This is a genomic window from Desulfocicer niacini, assembly GCF_054657595.1.
The window spans coordinates 1-16,311 of the sequence record NZ_BAAHYK010000075.1 but is presented as its reverse complement, the minus strand read 5'-3'; the positions used below and the strand labels follow the sequence as shown (position 1 = coordinate 16,311).

The 16,311-nt window shown below is 45.5% G+C and carries 12 protein-coding genes and 1 pseudogene; 2 read left to right on the top strand and 11 right to left on the bottom strand.

The window, feature by feature from the left end; all coding sequences use genetic code 11:
• Positions 1-476 (top strand): annotated as a pseudogene (locus ACYQ2M_RS23485) (alpha-glucan family phosphorylase); the annotation flags it as partial.
• Between the two features lie 280 nt (positions 477-756).
• Here the strand turns inward: ACYQ2M_RS23485 and ACYQ2M_RS23480 are convergent.
• The 10 genes from ACYQ2M_RS23480 to ACYQ2M_RS23435 form a co-directional block, all read right to left on the bottom strand.
• On the bottom strand, positions 757-2,355 hold the full coding sequence (locus tag ACYQ2M_RS23480) for a sigma 54-interacting transcriptional regulator (protein ID WP_459918835.1): 1,599 nt from the start codon (positions 2,353-2,355) through the stop codon (positions 757-759).
• A 239-nt stretch (positions 2,356-2,594) separates the two neighbouring features.
• Complete coding sequence (locus ACYQ2M_RS23475) at positions 2,595-3,065, bottom strand: biotin/lipoyl attachment domain-containing protein (protein WP_459918834.1); 471 nt, start codon at positions 3,063-3,065, stop codon at positions 2,595-2,597.
• Positions 3,066-3,308: 243 nt separating this feature from the next.
• Positions 3,309-4,610, bottom strand: coding sequence for a TRAP transporter large permease (locus tag ACYQ2M_RS23470; RefSeq protein WP_459918833.1), 1,302 nt, complete (start codon positions 4,608-4,610; stop codon positions 3,309-3,311).
• The gene (locus ACYQ2M_RS23465) at positions 4,610-5,089 is read right to left on the bottom strand and encodes a TRAP transporter small permease (protein WP_459918832.1); all 480 of its coding nucleotides are present in this window, start codon (positions 5,087-5,089) and stop codon (positions 4,610-4,612) included. The genes ACYQ2M_RS23470 and ACYQ2M_RS23465 overlap by 1 nt, the downstream gene beginning before the upstream one ends.
• Before the next feature lie 336 nt (positions 5,090-5,425).
• Positions 5,426-6,463 carry a TRAP transporter substrate-binding protein gene (locus ACYQ2M_RS23460; RefSeq protein WP_459918831.1) on the bottom strand — a complete coding sequence of 346 codons (1,038 nt, stop codon included), beginning with the start codon at positions 6,461-6,463 and terminating at the stop codon, positions 5,426-5,428.
• A 322-nt stretch (positions 6,464-6,785) separates the two neighbouring features.
• Entirely contained in the window at positions 6,786-7,118 is a 333-nt protein-coding gene (locus ACYQ2M_RS23455) for a 4Fe-4S dicluster domain-containing protein (protein ID WP_459918830.1), read from the bottom strand.
• A 13-nt stretch (positions 7,119-7,131) separates the two neighbouring features.
• Positions 7,132-9,366, bottom strand: a complete 2,235-nt coding sequence (locus ACYQ2M_RS23450; RefSeq protein WP_459918829.1) for a molybdopterin-dependent oxidoreductase — start codon at positions 9,364-9,366, stop codon at positions 7,132-7,134.
• A 200-nt stretch (positions 9,367-9,566) separates the two neighbouring features.
• On the bottom strand, positions 9,567-10,382 hold the full coding sequence (locus ACYQ2M_RS23445; RefSeq protein ID WP_459918828.1) for a cytidylate kinase family protein: 816 nt from the start codon (positions 10,380-10,382) through the stop codon (positions 9,567-9,569).
• Between the two features lie 131 nt (positions 10,383-10,513).
• Positions 10,514-11,332 carry a 4Fe-4S dicluster domain-containing protein gene (locus ACYQ2M_RS23440; RefSeq protein WP_459918827.1) on the bottom strand — a complete coding sequence of 273 codons (819 nt, stop codon included), beginning with the start codon at positions 11,330-11,332 and terminating at the stop codon, positions 10,514-10,516.
• Positions 11,332-13,941, bottom strand: coding sequence for a molybdopterin-dependent oxidoreductase (locus ACYQ2M_RS23435; RefSeq protein WP_459918826.1), 2,610 nt, complete (start codon positions 13,939-13,941; stop codon positions 11,332-11,334). Before ACYQ2M_RS23435 ends, ACYQ2M_RS23440 begins: the two co-directional genes overlap by 1 nt.
• Before the next feature lie 572 nt (positions 13,942-14,513).
• Between ACYQ2M_RS23435 and glpA the strand changes: the two genes are divergently transcribed.
• Positions 14,514-15,968 (top strand): anaerobic glycerol-3-phosphate dehydrogenase subunit A, encoded by a 1,455-nt coding sequence (gene glpA / locus ACYQ2M_RS23430; protein ID WP_459918825.1) that lies wholly within the window; start codon positions 14,514-14,516, stop codon positions 15,966-15,968.
• A gap of 18 nt (positions 15,969-15,986) precedes the next feature.
• Here glpA and ACYQ2M_RS23425 read toward each other — a convergent pair.
• Positions 15,987-16,311 (bottom strand): transposase (locus ACYQ2M_RS23425; RefSeq protein ID WP_459918824.1); only part of this gene is annotated, 325 nt, incomplete at its 5' end.

Here is a 16,311-nt window from a genome sequence, read left to right as displayed (position 1 = left end):
GCTTCTGCAGCCTTAGAATGGTCAATGATTATGAACGGCTATTTTATCTGCCCATTCTTCAACATCTTACAACGCTTCAGGATGAAGATTGCCGCCAGGCCCGGGAAATGGCACACTTGGAGAATCGCCTTCGCAATCTGTGGGGAAAAATTTCCATTGCTCTGCCTTGCCAGACCCGCAAAGGTCCCTTCAGAACCGGGGAATCCTTTCAGGTGACAGTGGTGGTCTCCATGGGAGAATTAACTCTGGAAGAGCTGGTTGTGGAACTTTACGCAGGGTACATGAAATCCGTGGATTCCCTCAAGGGAATTCAAACGCTTCCCATGACCATGGTCGAAACCCTGGGAGATGGTCATTTCCGTTATGCCTGTGAGGTGCCGTGCCGGTTTTCCGGTCGTTTCGGGTTTACCGTCAGGGTCATGCCCGCAGGAGATGATTGCATGAAATTTCTTCCAGGTTTGATCACCTGGGCTTGAGGGTTTGAAGGTCCAGAGGTTCAATAATGGCTGTGATTCTCGGGAGCGTGAGTCCTGGGGTTTGATTGTAATATGGATTACCGTAATTTTAATCCGATTGGTTTTATGGGCTTTTAAGTGAAAAGGGGGCTTGGTCATGAGATGGGCCACACGCCATTATGCAAGATCATAAGCATTTAGAATATAAGCAAATATATTTTTAATGCCCGTTGAGTTGGCCGAGCTTGTGATCAAGCCCTGAAAAAGGCGGCCTTGAATGGCCCAGCTTGTGATCACGCCCTTATTGTTTTGCAGGTCTCCGGATTCCCAATTTAGCCATTCGAGATTCCAATGTTGTTGGTTTTAATCCCAGAATGCTTGCGGCTCCGTTGTCTCCCCTGATGCACCAATTCGTCATTTCAAGGGTGGCAAGAATATGTTTTTTTTGTATGTCTTCAAGGGTTTGTGGCTGATATTCAAATTCTTCCTGATGGGATGGCAGTTCTATTTGGAGTGTCCTTCCGGTGTTGATAATCAGAGATCTTTCTATGATATTTTTAAGCTCCCGGACATTGCCGGGCCAGTGATAATTGCACAATGTCTCCATGTTGGAACGAGAAATTTTATCTATGCGTTTACCCATTTTTTCACAGAATTTTCTGACAAAGAACCAGACAAGGGGAGGAATGTCAGCGCGGCGTTCGCGAAGGGGAGGAATAATAATGGGGAATACATTTAATCTATAGTATAAATCCCTTCGAAATTCGCCCGCTTTAACGGCTTTAAGAAGATCTCTGTTGGTGGCGGCAATCACCCGAACATCTGCGGAGATTGTGGTTTGCCCTCCCAAACGTTCAAACTGTTTCTCCTGGAGAACCCGCAAAAGTTTTGCCTGAAGAGGTAAAGAGAGCTCTCCGATTTCATCCAGGAAAAGAGTCGATTTGTCTGCCAGTTCAAAACGACCAATGCGTTTGGATTCAGCACCGGTGAAAGCCCCTTTCTCATGGCCGAACAATTCACTTTCCACGAGGTTTGAAGGCAGGGCAGCACAATTGACGATGACTTTTGGATGTTGCTTACGATTGCTTAGCTTGTGTATGGTTTGTGCCATTAATTCTTTACCGGTGCCTGTTTCTCCCAGAATCAGCACAGTGGTGTCCATTTTAGCAACTTGTTCTGCCTTGATTAATACATCTTTAATTGTGTCTCCATGTCCAATGAATTCTTCATGTGAGTATTGCAGATCAATTTCTTCTCTTAGATAGGTGTTTTCCGCCTCAAGCCGATCTTTGAGATTTTTGATTTCGGAAAAAGCCTTGTGGAGTTCTAATTCCGCTGTTTTCCGCATCAAGGCGTTGGCAAAGACAATCCCGAGCATTTTAAGGCGTTGAACCAGCATGTCGGGCCATTGTCGTTCTGACTTTAAGCAGGCAAATCCAACCACGCCTAAAAATGATCCTCCCACGGCCAATGGAATAAGTACACTGGATTTTATACCCTGTTTCAGGCAGTGCCGTTTTTCTTCCACCGCTTCTTCCGGAAGGTTATCGGGGTTTGTCATCACAATGGGCATGCATTTATAAAGCCTGTGGCTATACCAGGGTTGTTGCTCATTGAGAATTAAATCAGGCATGGGGGTAACCCCGGGAACTGCGAACGAATGGGTAACCCTAAGTTTTTTTCGATCATTGGTAAATTGAGCTACACTGCATCGATCAATGTTTAAGGCTTCGGAAATTCGCTGAAGTACCTCTTCAATTTTAATATCGATCTGAGTTGCCGGTAAATTTACGAATTTAGTGGATATATCTGTCAGCAGGGTTTCAAATTGAAGCTGTTGTTCAATGGAATGAGATGCCGATGGAGCACTGTGAATTGTCTGGAGTGTCGTCATGTGCATTTTATTCTATTTTGTTAAAATGTTGTCGGTTAGATAAAAAAAATATACTCAGTGCCAACAGATATCAAGAATTTTTTTAATAAAATTTAAGGTTTGCTCACATCTTCGGCCACTTTAAGTGGCTAATAAAAAATATTTATCGGTCTCGTTAGCTATTTTTATTCTTATCTTTGATTTTCATGTTATTGTGACAAGAGAATTAGAAAAAAAATTTGGGTTCTGGCTCGTCCAGGTTAGGTTTAATCCGTTTGAATGACAATTATCCATCCTTGATTAAAGGGATCCGTCTGTATTAATTCCGGTGTTTGCTCAAGTTTGTTATTTACCTCAATAATTGTGCCGTTCATGGGCATTTTAAGTTCAACGGTTGTCCTTAAAGAGCAAATAAGGCCAAATAGACATCCCTGGGACAGTTTTTCCCCAACCTCCGGTAATTCTATGAGAATCAATTCCCCTAATTTGTTGCTCACATGATTTGAAATGCCTATCCGGAGACTGTCTCCATGCACACGATACCAAAAAGATTCATCAAACATCAAAAGGTTTTTGAAGGATTGATGGATGTCTTTATTACGCTTTTTATGCGAATTTATATAATGGGCGTGAATTTTCCCGGGCAGGTATGGCTGGTTTCCCATACCCTCAACTATATTCATAGTTATTTCAGGGTTGCACAAATAATTTTTGAATTCATTGGATGATAATTTCATGAAATCACCTGTTTGTATTTCAATATTCTGAAAATGGGAAGACCTTAGCAGATTTATGGCCGTTATGACCAAGCCTGGAGTGTCTAAAAATCCACCTTTTGCCCCTTTTTTCTTTCTCGGTTTTTGAACCCGGCTAAAATTGCAGTCCTTTTTTAGAGATGTTTCAACAACCCGAGAGAGGGGCAAAAAGTGAGCAAACGGAAATGGCAGATTTAGACACCCCAGACCAAACCTGCCACTTATTTATCCTGCCATCAGGCTCGGTAGAAAAAGCGTAATTTGTGGTATGCAAATTAAAAGTATAATTTCACATATGTCCGCAATAATAAAGGGAATGACTCCTCTGAAAATTGTTCCCATTTTTTCGCCGGTGATGCCTTGTATAATATAGACATTCAAACCAACCGGGGGGGTGATTAAACCCATTTCCGTGACACGGACCACAAGAATTCCGAACCAGATAGGGTTGAAATCAAGGCTTTGAATCATGGGATAAAACACAGGGATCGTGAGAAGTACAATGGCCATTGAATCCATAAGACACCCCAGTAACCCCACCACCGCCAGGATCATTAACAAAATCAAATATCGGTTAACGCTAAGACCGCCAACCCATGATGCAAGTTCAAAGGGAAGACGACTGACGGAAAAAAAATAACCCAGTATCATTGCCCCCATCACTACCATGAACAGCATTCCCGAGGTCATGGCTGTTTTAACCAGACTGGAACTAAAAGTATCCCAGGTCATTTTTTTTCGTAAAATAGTAAAACAAAATGTGCCGAAAGCACCGACACCCGCAGCTTCGGTGGGAGTAAACAGACCAATGTAAATGCCGCCGATGACCACCACAAAAAGAAGAATAATTTCCCAGACCTTCAAAAGTGATCTGGTTTTTTCCTTAAAGCTGGCACGGGGGCCTGGAGGGCCAAGTTGCGGATTCATATGGGTCAGAATAATAATGGTGATGATATAAAAAACAGCTTCCAGTATTCCTGGAACAAAGCCTGCCAGAAATAATTTGCCAATGGATTGTTCGGTGATAATTCCATATATGATCAGAATGACACTGGGAGGGATCAGAATACCGATGCTGCCTCCGGCGGCGATGGAGCCAGTGGCCAGGGCCGGATCATATTTGTATTTTTTCATTTCCGGCATGGCCACTTTGCCAAGTGTCGCTGCGGTGGCCAGGCTGGAACCGCTTATGGCTGCAAAACAGGCGCATGCTGCCACCGTTGCCATGGCCAACCCGCCTCGAAAATGTCCCAACCATTTATGTACGGCTTTATACAGATCTTCGCTGATACCCGCACTGAAGGCAAAGGTTCCCATGAGAATAAAAAGCGGAATAACACTTAGATTCTGGTTTGACAGCGTACTGTACGGGACGGTTTTAAGAACACCCAGGGCAGGCTCCATACCCATTGTATAGGCGAATCCAAGGAATCCCACAAGTCCCATACAAACCCCGATTTGCATTCGGGCTAAAATTAAAATGATTAAAGCAATAATACCGACGCAACCCACAAGAATGGGACTCATTAGTTTTTAACCTCCGAAAATAAATTAGACAACTGTACCACAAGAATGAGTGCAAACACCCCAAAGGCTATAAAAATTGGTGTAACGAAAGGATAGGTCGGGATCAATAAAACAGATGATGTCACCTGAAATGCTTTTACTTCCATAAAGTAAAGTACGTTCTGCCAGGCAATGACAATGATAAAAATCAGTGTGGCGAATGTTATTACAATATCTGTGACACGCTGAAATTTCAGGGAAAAGCGATTCATTATCAGATCCACGGCTATGTGCCCATTTTGCTCGGCACAATAGGTAATGCTGAAAGGTACCATTACGGCCATCATGTATTCCACCAGTTCAAATGCGCCTGCTATAGGGTGATTAAACAAACCGCGCAATACCACATCAGCGACGGTTAGAAACATCATACATGCAAGCATGGTGGCACCTATGGCGATCAATACCCGGGAGGTTTTTGTTGTAAATTTTGATAGCATAGCTGTCGTATCCTTAAATCTGAAATTCAAATTCAACCTAAAATATGCAAAGCCCTTTCCAACACATTGTATTTGCTGAGTTTCTATCAAAAAGCAGGTGAGTTGAAAAAACCATAACTATCTGTATTTAAAAGGTTATCAAGATGGCCTTGCATTTTTTAGGTTCAATGGAGCATTGTCCCCTGTAATTGGGGCCTGCCGTACGGTCAATAGGGGTCAGGCCTGGGTTATTGGCGTTATCGACCAATACCGGTGCGAACCCAAAACACCACCGATAATATTCATAACGCCAATAGCCCAAGCCTGACCACCATGTCTCCAGATACTATTAAATTGTTATTTGCGGCTCAGGGAAATTGCCGTATCAAGAATTTCCTGGGCGTTGTCATGTCCTTTTGCTTTCATTTTGTCGACCCATAATTTCCATATGGGTTTACCTGCCTGATCCAGCCAGCGCTGTTCTTCTTCATCTGGCAGTTGATAGATGTCAATTTTTTTATTAAGAGATGCAAGCTTTTCAAGTACCCCGTTTTTGGCCGTATCAAAATGATTGCGTCCCCAGAATTTTGAGCCTTCAAGTCCGCTTATACTCATAATGGCTTTTTGGGTATCTTCATCCAGTTTGTTCCATTTCCTCTTGTTCATGGCAATGGAAAAATATACTGCAGGAAAGGGGGTTTCCGCATAGTAACCGGCGACTTCATAGAGACGGAATCCGTGGATTGCTTCCCAGGGTGCTCCCATACCGTCAATAACTCCTTTTTGCATGGCCATATAGATATCAGGCATGGGAACCATCATGGGGGTGCCGCCTAAGGCCTTCATCATTTCCGTTGGTGGGCCACCGCTCATGCGAATTTTCATCCCCCGGATGTCTTCAATGTTTTTAACCTCTTTTTTGGTGGTGATCAGAACATAGGGGTTACTGGTGAACAGTAGCAGGATTTTGTTGTCGGAAAATTCTTTTTCAATGGATGGATATTTCTCGTATAATTTCCAGAAAACTTCACTTCCTTTTTCTGCCGTTTTGAACGGTAAGGAAGGTAAGCTTATAACGTCTGCCAGGGGGGTCATCCCGGACCAATAACCGTGAAAACACCAGGAAATATCCGTGATGCCGTTTTTGGTGGCACCCCATGCGTCTTTGCCTTTGGTCAATGTGTTGCTGTAAAAGATCTGAATTTTAACCTTTCCACCAGTGGCTTCTTCCACTTGTTTGGCCCAGGGGGCGATGGCATGTACACCGCTCCAGCTGTTTTCTGAATTCTGATTGGCAAAAGTCAAGGTAATTGGTTTTGCCGTGGCAACAACTGCAAAGCTTATTAAAGCCGTGCAGATCAACAGAGACAGTAAAAGCTTGATCTTGTTACGCATTGATGCTCCTTTTTTAATTATGATGGTTGGTTGATAATTTAGCCTTCAAAAGTACTTTACATATTTTTTTCAAGAGTCATAAGTACTCATAACCTGCTGAAGTTATTAGACCCAAACAAATACCTTTTCAAGATTCAGTTTTAATAATTTCAATGAGTTATCCAAGCTCAAAGCAAGTCATGATGAGAACTTATGACTGTCGAGTATTTTTAATATCTTCCTTAAAAAAAAGTGTAAAGTACTTTGGGAAGCATATGAATGGTGCCTTTGTTCTTATGGCAGCAATTCCATTGTCATTGTGCTCCCGCTGATAAACGGTCGTTTACCTTGGTGAAAAAATCACCGAACGCGGTGTTATTTTCATCTCTTTAACCAATTTTTCCAAAGGACCGAATCTCATACAATCGGCCTGGCAGTGTTTTACACAAGATGGCTCCTCTCCATTTTGATGCCGGGCAATGCACAAATCACACAAGTCAGTTGGAAAAGGCAAATAATCAATGGCAACTGGTTTTTTATCTGCCGCATAAACGTATTCGGTCACCTTAATGCCGCATTTTCCAGCCGGGAAATCATGTTCCTGCTGGCAGGCCACCTCACACGTGTGGCACCCGGTGCAATAATCATAATTAATGAACAGTCCATATTTAGACATGATAGCAACCTCCCTATCGAATGATTTTTCTTAAAGTGACAAGCGTGGTCTTGTATTGACCGCCACCGAAACCTGAAGTGGCGTGCTGGGGACTTGGGACGATTTTATTTATTTGATAATCCCATACCCCGAACAGATCCGGTTCACGGCCCTGCATTTCCGGCATCCACCATCCATGTAGTGTGTGAATCATTTTTGGATGTACCCTTAAAGAAATGCGAACCTTGCGTTTCACCTGGCCCAAATCGTTTTCCAGATAGATCCATTCTCCGTCATACACATCAAATTCTTTGGCGGTGTCCGGGTGTATTTCAACATAAGGATCAGGATTTTTCTCCCGTAACCATGGGATCATTCGATGTTCGGAATGGAAAAACAGCGAGGATCGGGCACCGGTGATCATGATCAACGGATATTTTTTGTACAGTTCCGGGGTTCTGACAGGGCTTTGGGGGGGTTCGTCATAATAGGGAAGGGTATCGAGTCCCCAGCTTTCATAGGCTTTACAGTATAATTCAACACGACCTGTTTCCGTGTTAAAGCCCGGTTTCCTGTCAGGTCTTAGCAGGCCCTTTTCGTGTCGGCGATAGGGCCGGGAGGGATCTCCCTTGGGGGGCATGGCCTGGGAACCCTGTTTTACCAGTTCGTCAAATGTGAATCCGGCCACTGAAAGGCGATCATTGATCAGCTCTTTTACGGTTTTGTATTTCGCGTTGGGATTCAGTCGATTGGCCATTTTAATATTGATTTCCCAATCGGATTTGCATTCTCCCACTTGGATGGTCTTGTGCATTACCCCCAACGGTACCCACCATGAACGGAAGCTGTCTTTTTCTGCAAAGGTTGCGGCAGGCAGGATGATGTCGGCCAGAGCCATGGTGGTGGGATTATGAAACAGATCCACAACGGCCACAAAGTCGAGCTTTTTTAATGCTTCATAGTGATATTCAGCCCGGGCTGCCTGGCCGCCCAGGATGTTGGCCGTTTGAATCCATGCCCCTTTGATGGGATATGGATGTCCTGTATTAATTTGTTCAATGGCCATGTCCGGCTGGGCCCATCCTCGGAATCCCTTGACCATGGGGTAGGTGTCGCAACCGATGCGTAATTTATTGAGTTTGTCCACCAGTTCCTGGCCGTAAAGCCCCACCAGTTCTTCTGTGGAATAGGGATAGGTCGTTACGCCGTGGGAAGGCCGGGCAATGACATTTCCGCCGGGAATGTCGATGTTGCCGGTAATGGTCCATAAATGGGTGATGGCCTGGGCCACACTGGTTGCCTGGGGATTCATATCTATGGAAACTCCCCATTGGATGGCAGCAGGACTGCTGGTGGCATAGAGTCTGGCAGCGTCGCGGATGAGTTTTTCCGGTACCCATGTTATTTCAGATACCTTTTCCACCGGATATTGCTGGACACGTTCTTTTAGCTTATCAAATCCATAAACCCATTTTTCCACAAATTCTTTATCGTAGAGCTCTTCATTGATAATAACATTGAGCATGCCAAGTGCCATGGCACCATCAGTGCCGGGTCGAATTTGAAGATGGTATTCTGCCCGGGTGGAGGTCCAGGTATTTCTTGGATCTATGGCGATGATTTTGCTGCCGCGTTTCATGCAATCGACAATCCAGTGACCAAAAAAACCGTCCGGGCAGGTGGGCGGTGGATTTTGGCCCCATACGATGATTACTTTGGGCACTTCCCATTCCAGATCATCATAGCGTTGGGCAGAGAACTGGGAGGCATCCAGTACCGCAAAATCACCCATGGTTGTTTTCATGGCACCAAGCCTCGGCGTATAGCAAGATTGTCCGGAAAGACCCAGTTGACACCAGTTGGGACTGCCGTAGTTATATGCCAGGTAGGAAATGGGGCCGCCCACATCCCTACCGGTTCCCTGGGCGAAAATGACGGATTCAGCCCCATAGTTATCTCGAATATCCTTTAATTTCGTTTCACAGATATCCAGTGCCTCATTCCAGGAAATAGGTTCGAATTTGCCTTCTCCACGTTTTCCCACTCTTTTTAACGGTGTGGTAATACGGTCCGGATGATATATATATTGTTTCAGCGCCAGGACGCGTGGGCAGGCTCGCCCTTGATTCCATGATGCATTTTCGTCGCCTTCAACTTTAATAAGCTTGCCGTCTTTGACGTAAAGATTTTGACCGCATCCGCCGTGACAGCCGGCTCCGGCTGACCAAGTGGTGGTGGGAAAGACCTCTACCTTATTATTATATTCCATTAATCCTCCTTGTAGATAAAAGATGCCCGTAACAGCCAAGTTGCAACTTGCTCTGTCTTTAGTTAATGATGGTGATTAAATATTATTGGTAATGGCTCAATCTTGTTGATATTGCATTTAGCTATCTTTGAATTTAAGGCGATTCTTCCAAAGCATCCAAAGGTTTGAGCCAGCACCATATTATTGTTGTCCAAGGTGGTTTATGCACGCCAGATCGTACCCACATCCACCTTGTTATCGACTTCAACAACCCCTTCAACATTTTGAGCCACTTCGGTGATTGCTTTTAGAATACGCGCAGAACGAGCTGTTCCCGTAATTGTAACGTGCCCCTGGCGGGCCATGGTTTCCAGGTACGATGCGCAGGTATCCTCGTTATTTGTTAATGCGGACCATGTCAGGCTGGCCAGAAATTCATCGTTAAAGGCCTGGCGGGAAGCCTCGGTGGGGTTGAAGTCTCCCTTTGCCAGTATGCCAAGAATGGCTTCCACAGCAGTTTCAACGCGAATTCGTCCGATGTGGAAAACCAAGTCGTACAATGATGGATTTTTCCATTCAAATCCATACATCTGGCGGGTCCATTTGCCGAATTTTTTGTCGCTTTCCATGATACGGTCCATGGCCTGTTCTTCGTTTTTTTGTAACTCGGCCATGGCGGTTTTAATGCGATATTCTTCCTCGGCAAGAACAAGTATTCTCAATACATGGGGGACATTTCGAATCAATTCCTGTCCGGAAAATCCATGGTAAACCAGATCCTGTTCATTACAACGTTGAAGGAATGCCGCCCGGATTAAATTAAAATGAGCCGCCCGTTTATCGCGATCTCTTTGCCAGATTTTGGGGGGTTCGGCCATTGCCTCAAGGAGTTTTGCCTCGGGGAAATTAAAATTTTCAGCAGCACCTAAGATAAGCTCTTTTCTACTGATGCAGGGATATTCCAATTTTTTTGCCACTTCCTGGGCAATCTGCTCACCCCCACTGAATAAGCTTGTTGAAATCGTTATGATCGCCATTTCTGCTCCTTTTTTTCATTTCATACCTGGGGCATGATAAGACTTTGTTTATTCATTCGGATGCATCCTGCATCCGTGAATATCCGGATCACCGATTGAATCCTTGTGATCAGGCCCCACGTGCATAGCGGCTACAGGGCCATGGGAATATCACCCAGACAAAGGTCTTTGTCGGTGAAAATCTCGTCAACGGTTTTTTGTTTTTCATTTTTTTCAAAGATGAGGCTGAATCGACCGTTATCCTTAAGGTTATGAAACCAAAAGTCCCCGAAATTATCCGTTTCCGTGGTGAAACTCTCCGTTGAATCCTCGTCTTTCAGGGTGCATTTTGCGCCGATGATGACCTCTTTTTCCACGGGATCATAAAGGGTTCCGCCAATGAATTTTTGGGGCAGATTTTTATAATAGACCCTTGATTTCGTGCCTGCTTCCGGATTGAGAAGTTCTGCGTCTTTTATGAAATCTTTAAAATCGGATTCTTCCCCGAAACGAAGCGCATCCGTGGGACATTGATCGACGCATCGTGGTACCTCCCACTCCGGATCATTATCCAGCAGGTGTGTACATCCGGTGCACTTTTGAGCAATATTTAAATCTTCATTGAAAAATATTGCATCATGGGGACAGGCATCTTTGCACAGTTTGCACCCGGTACATTTATCCGGATGAATAAGCACAAGGCCATCGTCGCGTTTTTCAATGGCGTCATATTTACATTCTTCTATACATGGAGCGTCATCGCAATGATGACACATTTTGGGTATGTAGGTTACTTTCACCTTGGGAACCTGACCACGGACAAGTTCATCAATGCCGATCCAGAATTGTCCGGTATCCGGCTGGGGCTTGGCGTAGGGTGTCCAATCATTGGCCACATGCTCATCTTTACAGGCAATCTGGCAGCAATAACAACCGTTGCAAACAGATAAATCAATATAAAAAGCTTTCATTATTTTTCACCCTCCTTGACAACCCACGCATCAAATCTCAAGCCCGCATCCGGTTGATATTTACGCTCAAAGGCATCCGGATAATCACGTCGCCATTGATCCATTTCCGCTTCTGTCAGTCGTTCGATTTGAACCAGATAACCACTGGTGGCCTGACCAACACAATTTTCAGAAATGATTCCATCGGGAGAAATGGTATTAATGGCACCACCACGATCAATTTCACCGACTTTTATGGCATCGGCTCTGGCCCCATGGTCGATGTATACCACTCCGGGCCGGAGACGTTCGGTTACATAGGCACCGGCAAGCACAATCCCCCGTTCGTTGCTGATTTTGACAATGTCCCCATGTTTTATTTCACGCTTTTTTGCTTCCGAAGGATGCATCCATACCGGTTCGTATTTATAACCGTCGGGTCCGGTAACCTTGCAGGTTCCGACCTCCCGGGTCCATGTGATATCGTCACATTGGGAATGCACCCGCCAACGCCCGTGGTTGGACATGAGCAGTAAAGGATAAACCTTTGCCCGCCCGCTGGAGAGTCGTTCATCGTGCATTGCGCTTTTTTCAATCCATTTGGGAATGGGAGGGCGTTCTTTATCATCGGGAAAGTGTACGGCCAATGCTTCGGAATAGAATTCTAATTTTCCGCTTTTGGTGCCCAAACGGTGTTTTTTAGGATCTTCATAAAATTGTCGAAATCCCGGGGGGTCTGATTTCCAGTCTTCGGCGGTGCTGTACATCCAGTACTTTTTCTCTTCTAATTCTTTCCATGAGACGAGGTTTTCTCCGCCCATGTGATGCCAGATTCTTTCCTGCATCTCCCGAACCGACAGTCCATGGGTTAACTCCTCTTCCAGGCCCACTTTTTTGGCCACTTCAAGAACAATTTCAAAATCGCTTTTGGACTCACCAAGAGGTTCGATGGCCTTGTCTTGAATCATGATATTGGGCTGGGGGATTCCCTGTCTGACGTTGGTGACGATGTCGTCAACTTCCATGAGGGTATTTGCAGGCAGGATGATATCGGAATATAGACAATCATTTTCAAGCCAGGGATGCTGGGAGACGATGGTTTCTATTTTGGGGTTTCTCAGTGCCAGCTCCGTTTCATTGCCCCCGTTCCAGCAGGTGATTCGGCAGGGGGTATCCGTCCATATCATATGGATTTGACTTCCCTCCTCTTCCTTTGGGATGGGATAGATATATTCATTGAACTGATCCTGTGCCAATCCTTCGATGGCACCTGTTCCACGGAATGTGATGGGTTCATCGGATTCAATGGCTTTGTGAACCAGGCACTTGGGTAGCGCTTGTTTCTGCCAGGATGCAATGGAGGACATCACCGGAATGGAAAGACGTTCTTCAAGGTCGGGATTCCAGATGCCGCCTGCCAGGCCGTCTTTTCTGGGCATACCGAAATAGGTCAACTGCAATTGGTGCACTCCGGGAGCGCCCAGACCCTGCATGGCCAGAAGAATAACCTCCAGGCGTGCATTCTCATGGGAAAAAGGTCCGCGGATGAGGCCTCCGCCGAAATAATGGGCAATGGAGGTGACGTTGGCGGCAAATTCCCGGGCCAGGGCTTTGATGGTCCATTCGGGGATGCCACATTTTTTTGAGGCCCAGGCTGGTGTTTTGGGGATATCATCTTCCTCCCCAAGAACATAGGCGGAAAATTCTTGCATGCCAATGGCGTGGGTGCGGACATAGGCCTTATCGTAAAGATCTTCGGCTATCCATACGTAGATAATGGCAAGCTGAAGCGCTGCGTCCGTATTGGGCAGTATCGGAATCCATTTGTCAGCATGAATGGCGGCACCATAATTTAAATCCGGACAAATGTATATCTGTTTCATGCCGATTTCCGACCAGAAATAGCAAAGCCTGCTGGCAAATTGTCCGGTGAATCCCCAGGGGGTGGTTTCCGGATCGCATCCCCAGAAAAGCATCATTTCCGTATGTTCCGTTGCGTCGTTGACGGTATTGGCCGCCGGCCACATATTGCCCTGAACCCCTTGCCCCCATACATGTTTTGCGCCCCAATACCATCCTTCCCAGCTGTCAGGGTTACGTACCTGCAAGGTAAATCCACCCATGAGATCCAATAGATTTCCGGGATGTCCATGGGGGGTATTAATGGATTTACATTCGCCGTGCCCATCTCCCTGCATTAAAATGCCGTGGATACCATAGGTTTCATGGATACGTTTGATTTCACTGGCGATGATCTCACCGGCTTCGTCCCAAGAGATCCGTTTATATTTGCTTTTTCCCCTGTTTTGCGGGTTTCGTTCTCCATTGGGATCCCAATCTACGCGTTTAAGCGGATACTGGATGCGATTGGCTGAGTATACCCGTTTTTTATAGGCCAGGGAAAAAGGGCCCGGCAAAGATTTCCAGGTGGGTTCAATGGTTTTACCGTTTCGAGACATTTTCCATTGGCGAACGTCTTCTTTATTATATTTCCAGCCATATTTCATGGGGCGTATACGGACTATTTTACCATCCTTGACATCCACCATTCCTTCTGCTCCGCCTCCAAAAAAACCACCGAGGCCCAAACTTCTGAGAACTGTCTTGTCTTTTGTTTTTATCGTTGCCATAAATATAAACTTCTCCTAATTGTTTACGGGATATGATCATTCATAAGATCATTGCAAAAGCAATTCGCATGTTGGTGAATGTTTTCGATTCAAAAATAGATCATGGGTATGATCATATCCAGTTTGTGATCCAATGCATTAATCGATATTTATCGATAAAAATTCATTTGTTTAGTTGTATATCCAACAACCGTACCAAGTTATAAATTTTTCGTTGTATTTGATGTATGTTGCTTAAAATAAAGCATTAAATGAGGTGCCTTTCCCTTTGATAAAGAATGGAAGATTGCTACAATCTCCAATATTACGGAGATGCAATCCGATATGTTGGAAGTCATAATTTGGGGGCTTGGTCACATCTCTCAAGTTTTTTGCGGTAGCCCCGTCCAAGTGGGCAAAGTTAGAATCAAGGCGCATTTGTTTAAATATGAACATTGATGTTGTAAAATGAAAATAACATATTGCCAAAACCCCAGGACAATGTTAAAAACATGATAAATTTAATCTGTTTTTTCAGCTAATTAATATTGAGTATCAAGTATGTTCAATTTTGAATAATTCTGGGGGCAACAGTGGAAACCGAAGTCTTAATCATCGGGGGCGGGGTCACCGGTACCGGCATTGCAAGGGATCTTGCCCTGAGGGGCATTCCTTCCATTCTGGTGGAAAAGGACGATATCAATGCCGGTGCATCCGGTGGCAACCATGGACTTCTCCACAGCGGGGCACGCTATGTTTCCAATGATATGGAGAGTGCCGTGGAGTGCATGGAGGAGGGGCGTATCCTTAAAAGCATTGCACCCCATTGCATTGATGACTGTGGCGGCCTCTTTGTGGCGGTTGCCGGAGATGATGAAAATTACGTGGCTGATTTTCCCGGATTCTGTGAAAGGGCCGGACTTGACTGCAATTTTGTGACTCCTGTGACAGCAAGACAGATGGAGCCTGAACTCTCTTCCCAGGTGATTGCCGCCTATGCTGTGCAAGACGGGGCCATTGATCCTTTCATGCTCTCACTTGAGAACATGGCCCATGCAAAGTCCCTTGGTTCACAACTGTTTTGTCATACCTGGGTCTCAGAATTTATTATGGGCCCCCGGGGGATTGAAACCGTTCTGTTACACGATACCTGTGCCGGTAAAACCATGACCGTACATCCCCGACTGGTGATCAATGCCTCTGGTGCATGGGCTGGATGTATTGCAGCCCTTGCCAGAGCATCACTTAATGTACTGTGCTCCATGGGCACGCTTCTGGTGACCCAGTCCCGGATAACCGATGGCGTTATCAATCGCCTACGTCCCCCTGCAGATGCCGACATATTGGTTCCTGGGGGTACGGTCTCGATTATCGGCACTACATCGCGGCGGGTGGATGATCCCGATAAAATTATCCCTACTGTGGCCGAAACCGACCATATTGTCTCCCAGGGAGCACAGATGATCCCCCAGCTTGAAAAGGTACGCTATATCAGGGCCTATTCCGGGGTCCGCCCCCTGGTGGGATCTGATGACGGTAGCGCTGATGACCGGAATGTCACCCGGGGCTTTACCTTGCTTGATCATGGTCGGGACGGGGTGGGAAATTTCATCACCATCACCGGCGGGAAGCTGACCACATTTCGCCTTATGGCTGAAAAAGCTTCGGATCTTGCCTGTGAAAAGCTTGGCAACAAAAATTCCTATCTTACCCGCACGATACCATTGCCCTCTTCCATGGAAGGTAAATGGACAGAACCGGGGCTGGCTCCCAGAAGATGGATGGCCAAGGCCCCCGGTGAAACAGACAAGCTGCTGTGTGAGTGTGAGATGATATCGGAAAAAACCATAGATGACATTGCCTGTGAGTTGAGAAAAAACAATGAGAATCCAACCCTTTTAAATATTGGCAAACGCATCCGGCTGGGCAAGGGGCCATGCCAGGGGGCCTTCTGCAGTGTCCGGGTTCTGGCTCACATGTACGATAAAGGAGCTCTTTCCGGCACCCATGGTGTGGAAGACATCAAGGCGTTCCTCAATGAGCGATGAATTCCGGGGACACCATACTTAATTACTCAAGTTTCGCACCCCTGAAAAGGTGGAAAGCCTCTTTTTGCTGAAACGATAGGCATAATCAAGGGGATAAAAAGCATTGCCTGTGAAAAGACCCAGAGTGACAATGCAAAACCCCAATACCGACCGCCCAACAGTATGATCATGGATATATGATACATTTTTAATTTTTCTACCTGATTTCTGAAGAATGGTATCGTCAATGACAAAGCATAAGTCTTTTGGGGGGGAACTATAGACATCCAAACTATTGAATATTTGACGGTTAATTCCATTCATAAATGCACGCCACCGATAGTTGGTATTCTGTTTGAACCGA

Bases quoted from the DNA above. Each gene is read 5' to 3' on its own strand.
- ACYQ2M_RS23480 (WP_459918835.1), bottom strand. From the start codon at position 2,355: ATGCACATGACGACACTCCAGACAATTCACAGTGCTCCATCGGCATCT.
- ACYQ2M_RS23475 (WP_459918834.1), bottom strand. From the start codon at position 3,065: ATGAAATTATCATCCAATGAATTCAAAAATTATTTGTGCAACCCTGAA.
- ACYQ2M_RS23470 (WP_459918833.1), bottom strand. From the start codon at position 4,610: ATGAGTCCCATTCTTGTGGGTTGCGTCGGTATTATTGCTTTAATCATT.
- ACYQ2M_RS23465 (WP_459918832.1), bottom strand. From the start codon at position 5,089: ATGCTATCAAAATTTACAACAAAAACCTCCCGGGTATTGATCGCCATA.
- ACYQ2M_RS23460 (WP_459918831.1), bottom strand. From the start codon at position 6,463: ATGCGTAACAAGATCAAGCTTTTACTGTCTCTGTTGATCTGCACGGCT.
- ACYQ2M_RS23455 (WP_459918830.1), bottom strand. From the start codon at position 7,118: ATGTCTAAATATGGACTGTTCATTAATTATGATTATTGCACCGGGTGC.
- ACYQ2M_RS23450 (WP_459918829.1), bottom strand. From the start codon at position 9,366: ATGGAATATAATAATAAGGTAGAGGTCTTTCCCACCACCACTTGGTCA.
- ACYQ2M_RS23445 (WP_459918828.1), bottom strand. From the start codon at position 10,382: ATGGCGATCATAACGATTTCAACAAGCTTATTCAGTGGGGGTGAGCAG.
- ACYQ2M_RS23440 (WP_459918827.1), bottom strand. From the start codon at position 11,332: ATGAAAGCTTTTTATATTGATTTATCTGTTTGCAACGGTTGTTATTGC.
- ACYQ2M_RS23435 (WP_459918826.1), bottom strand. From the start codon at position 13,941: ATGGCAACGATAAAAACAAAAGACAAGACAGTTCTCAGAAGTTTGGGC.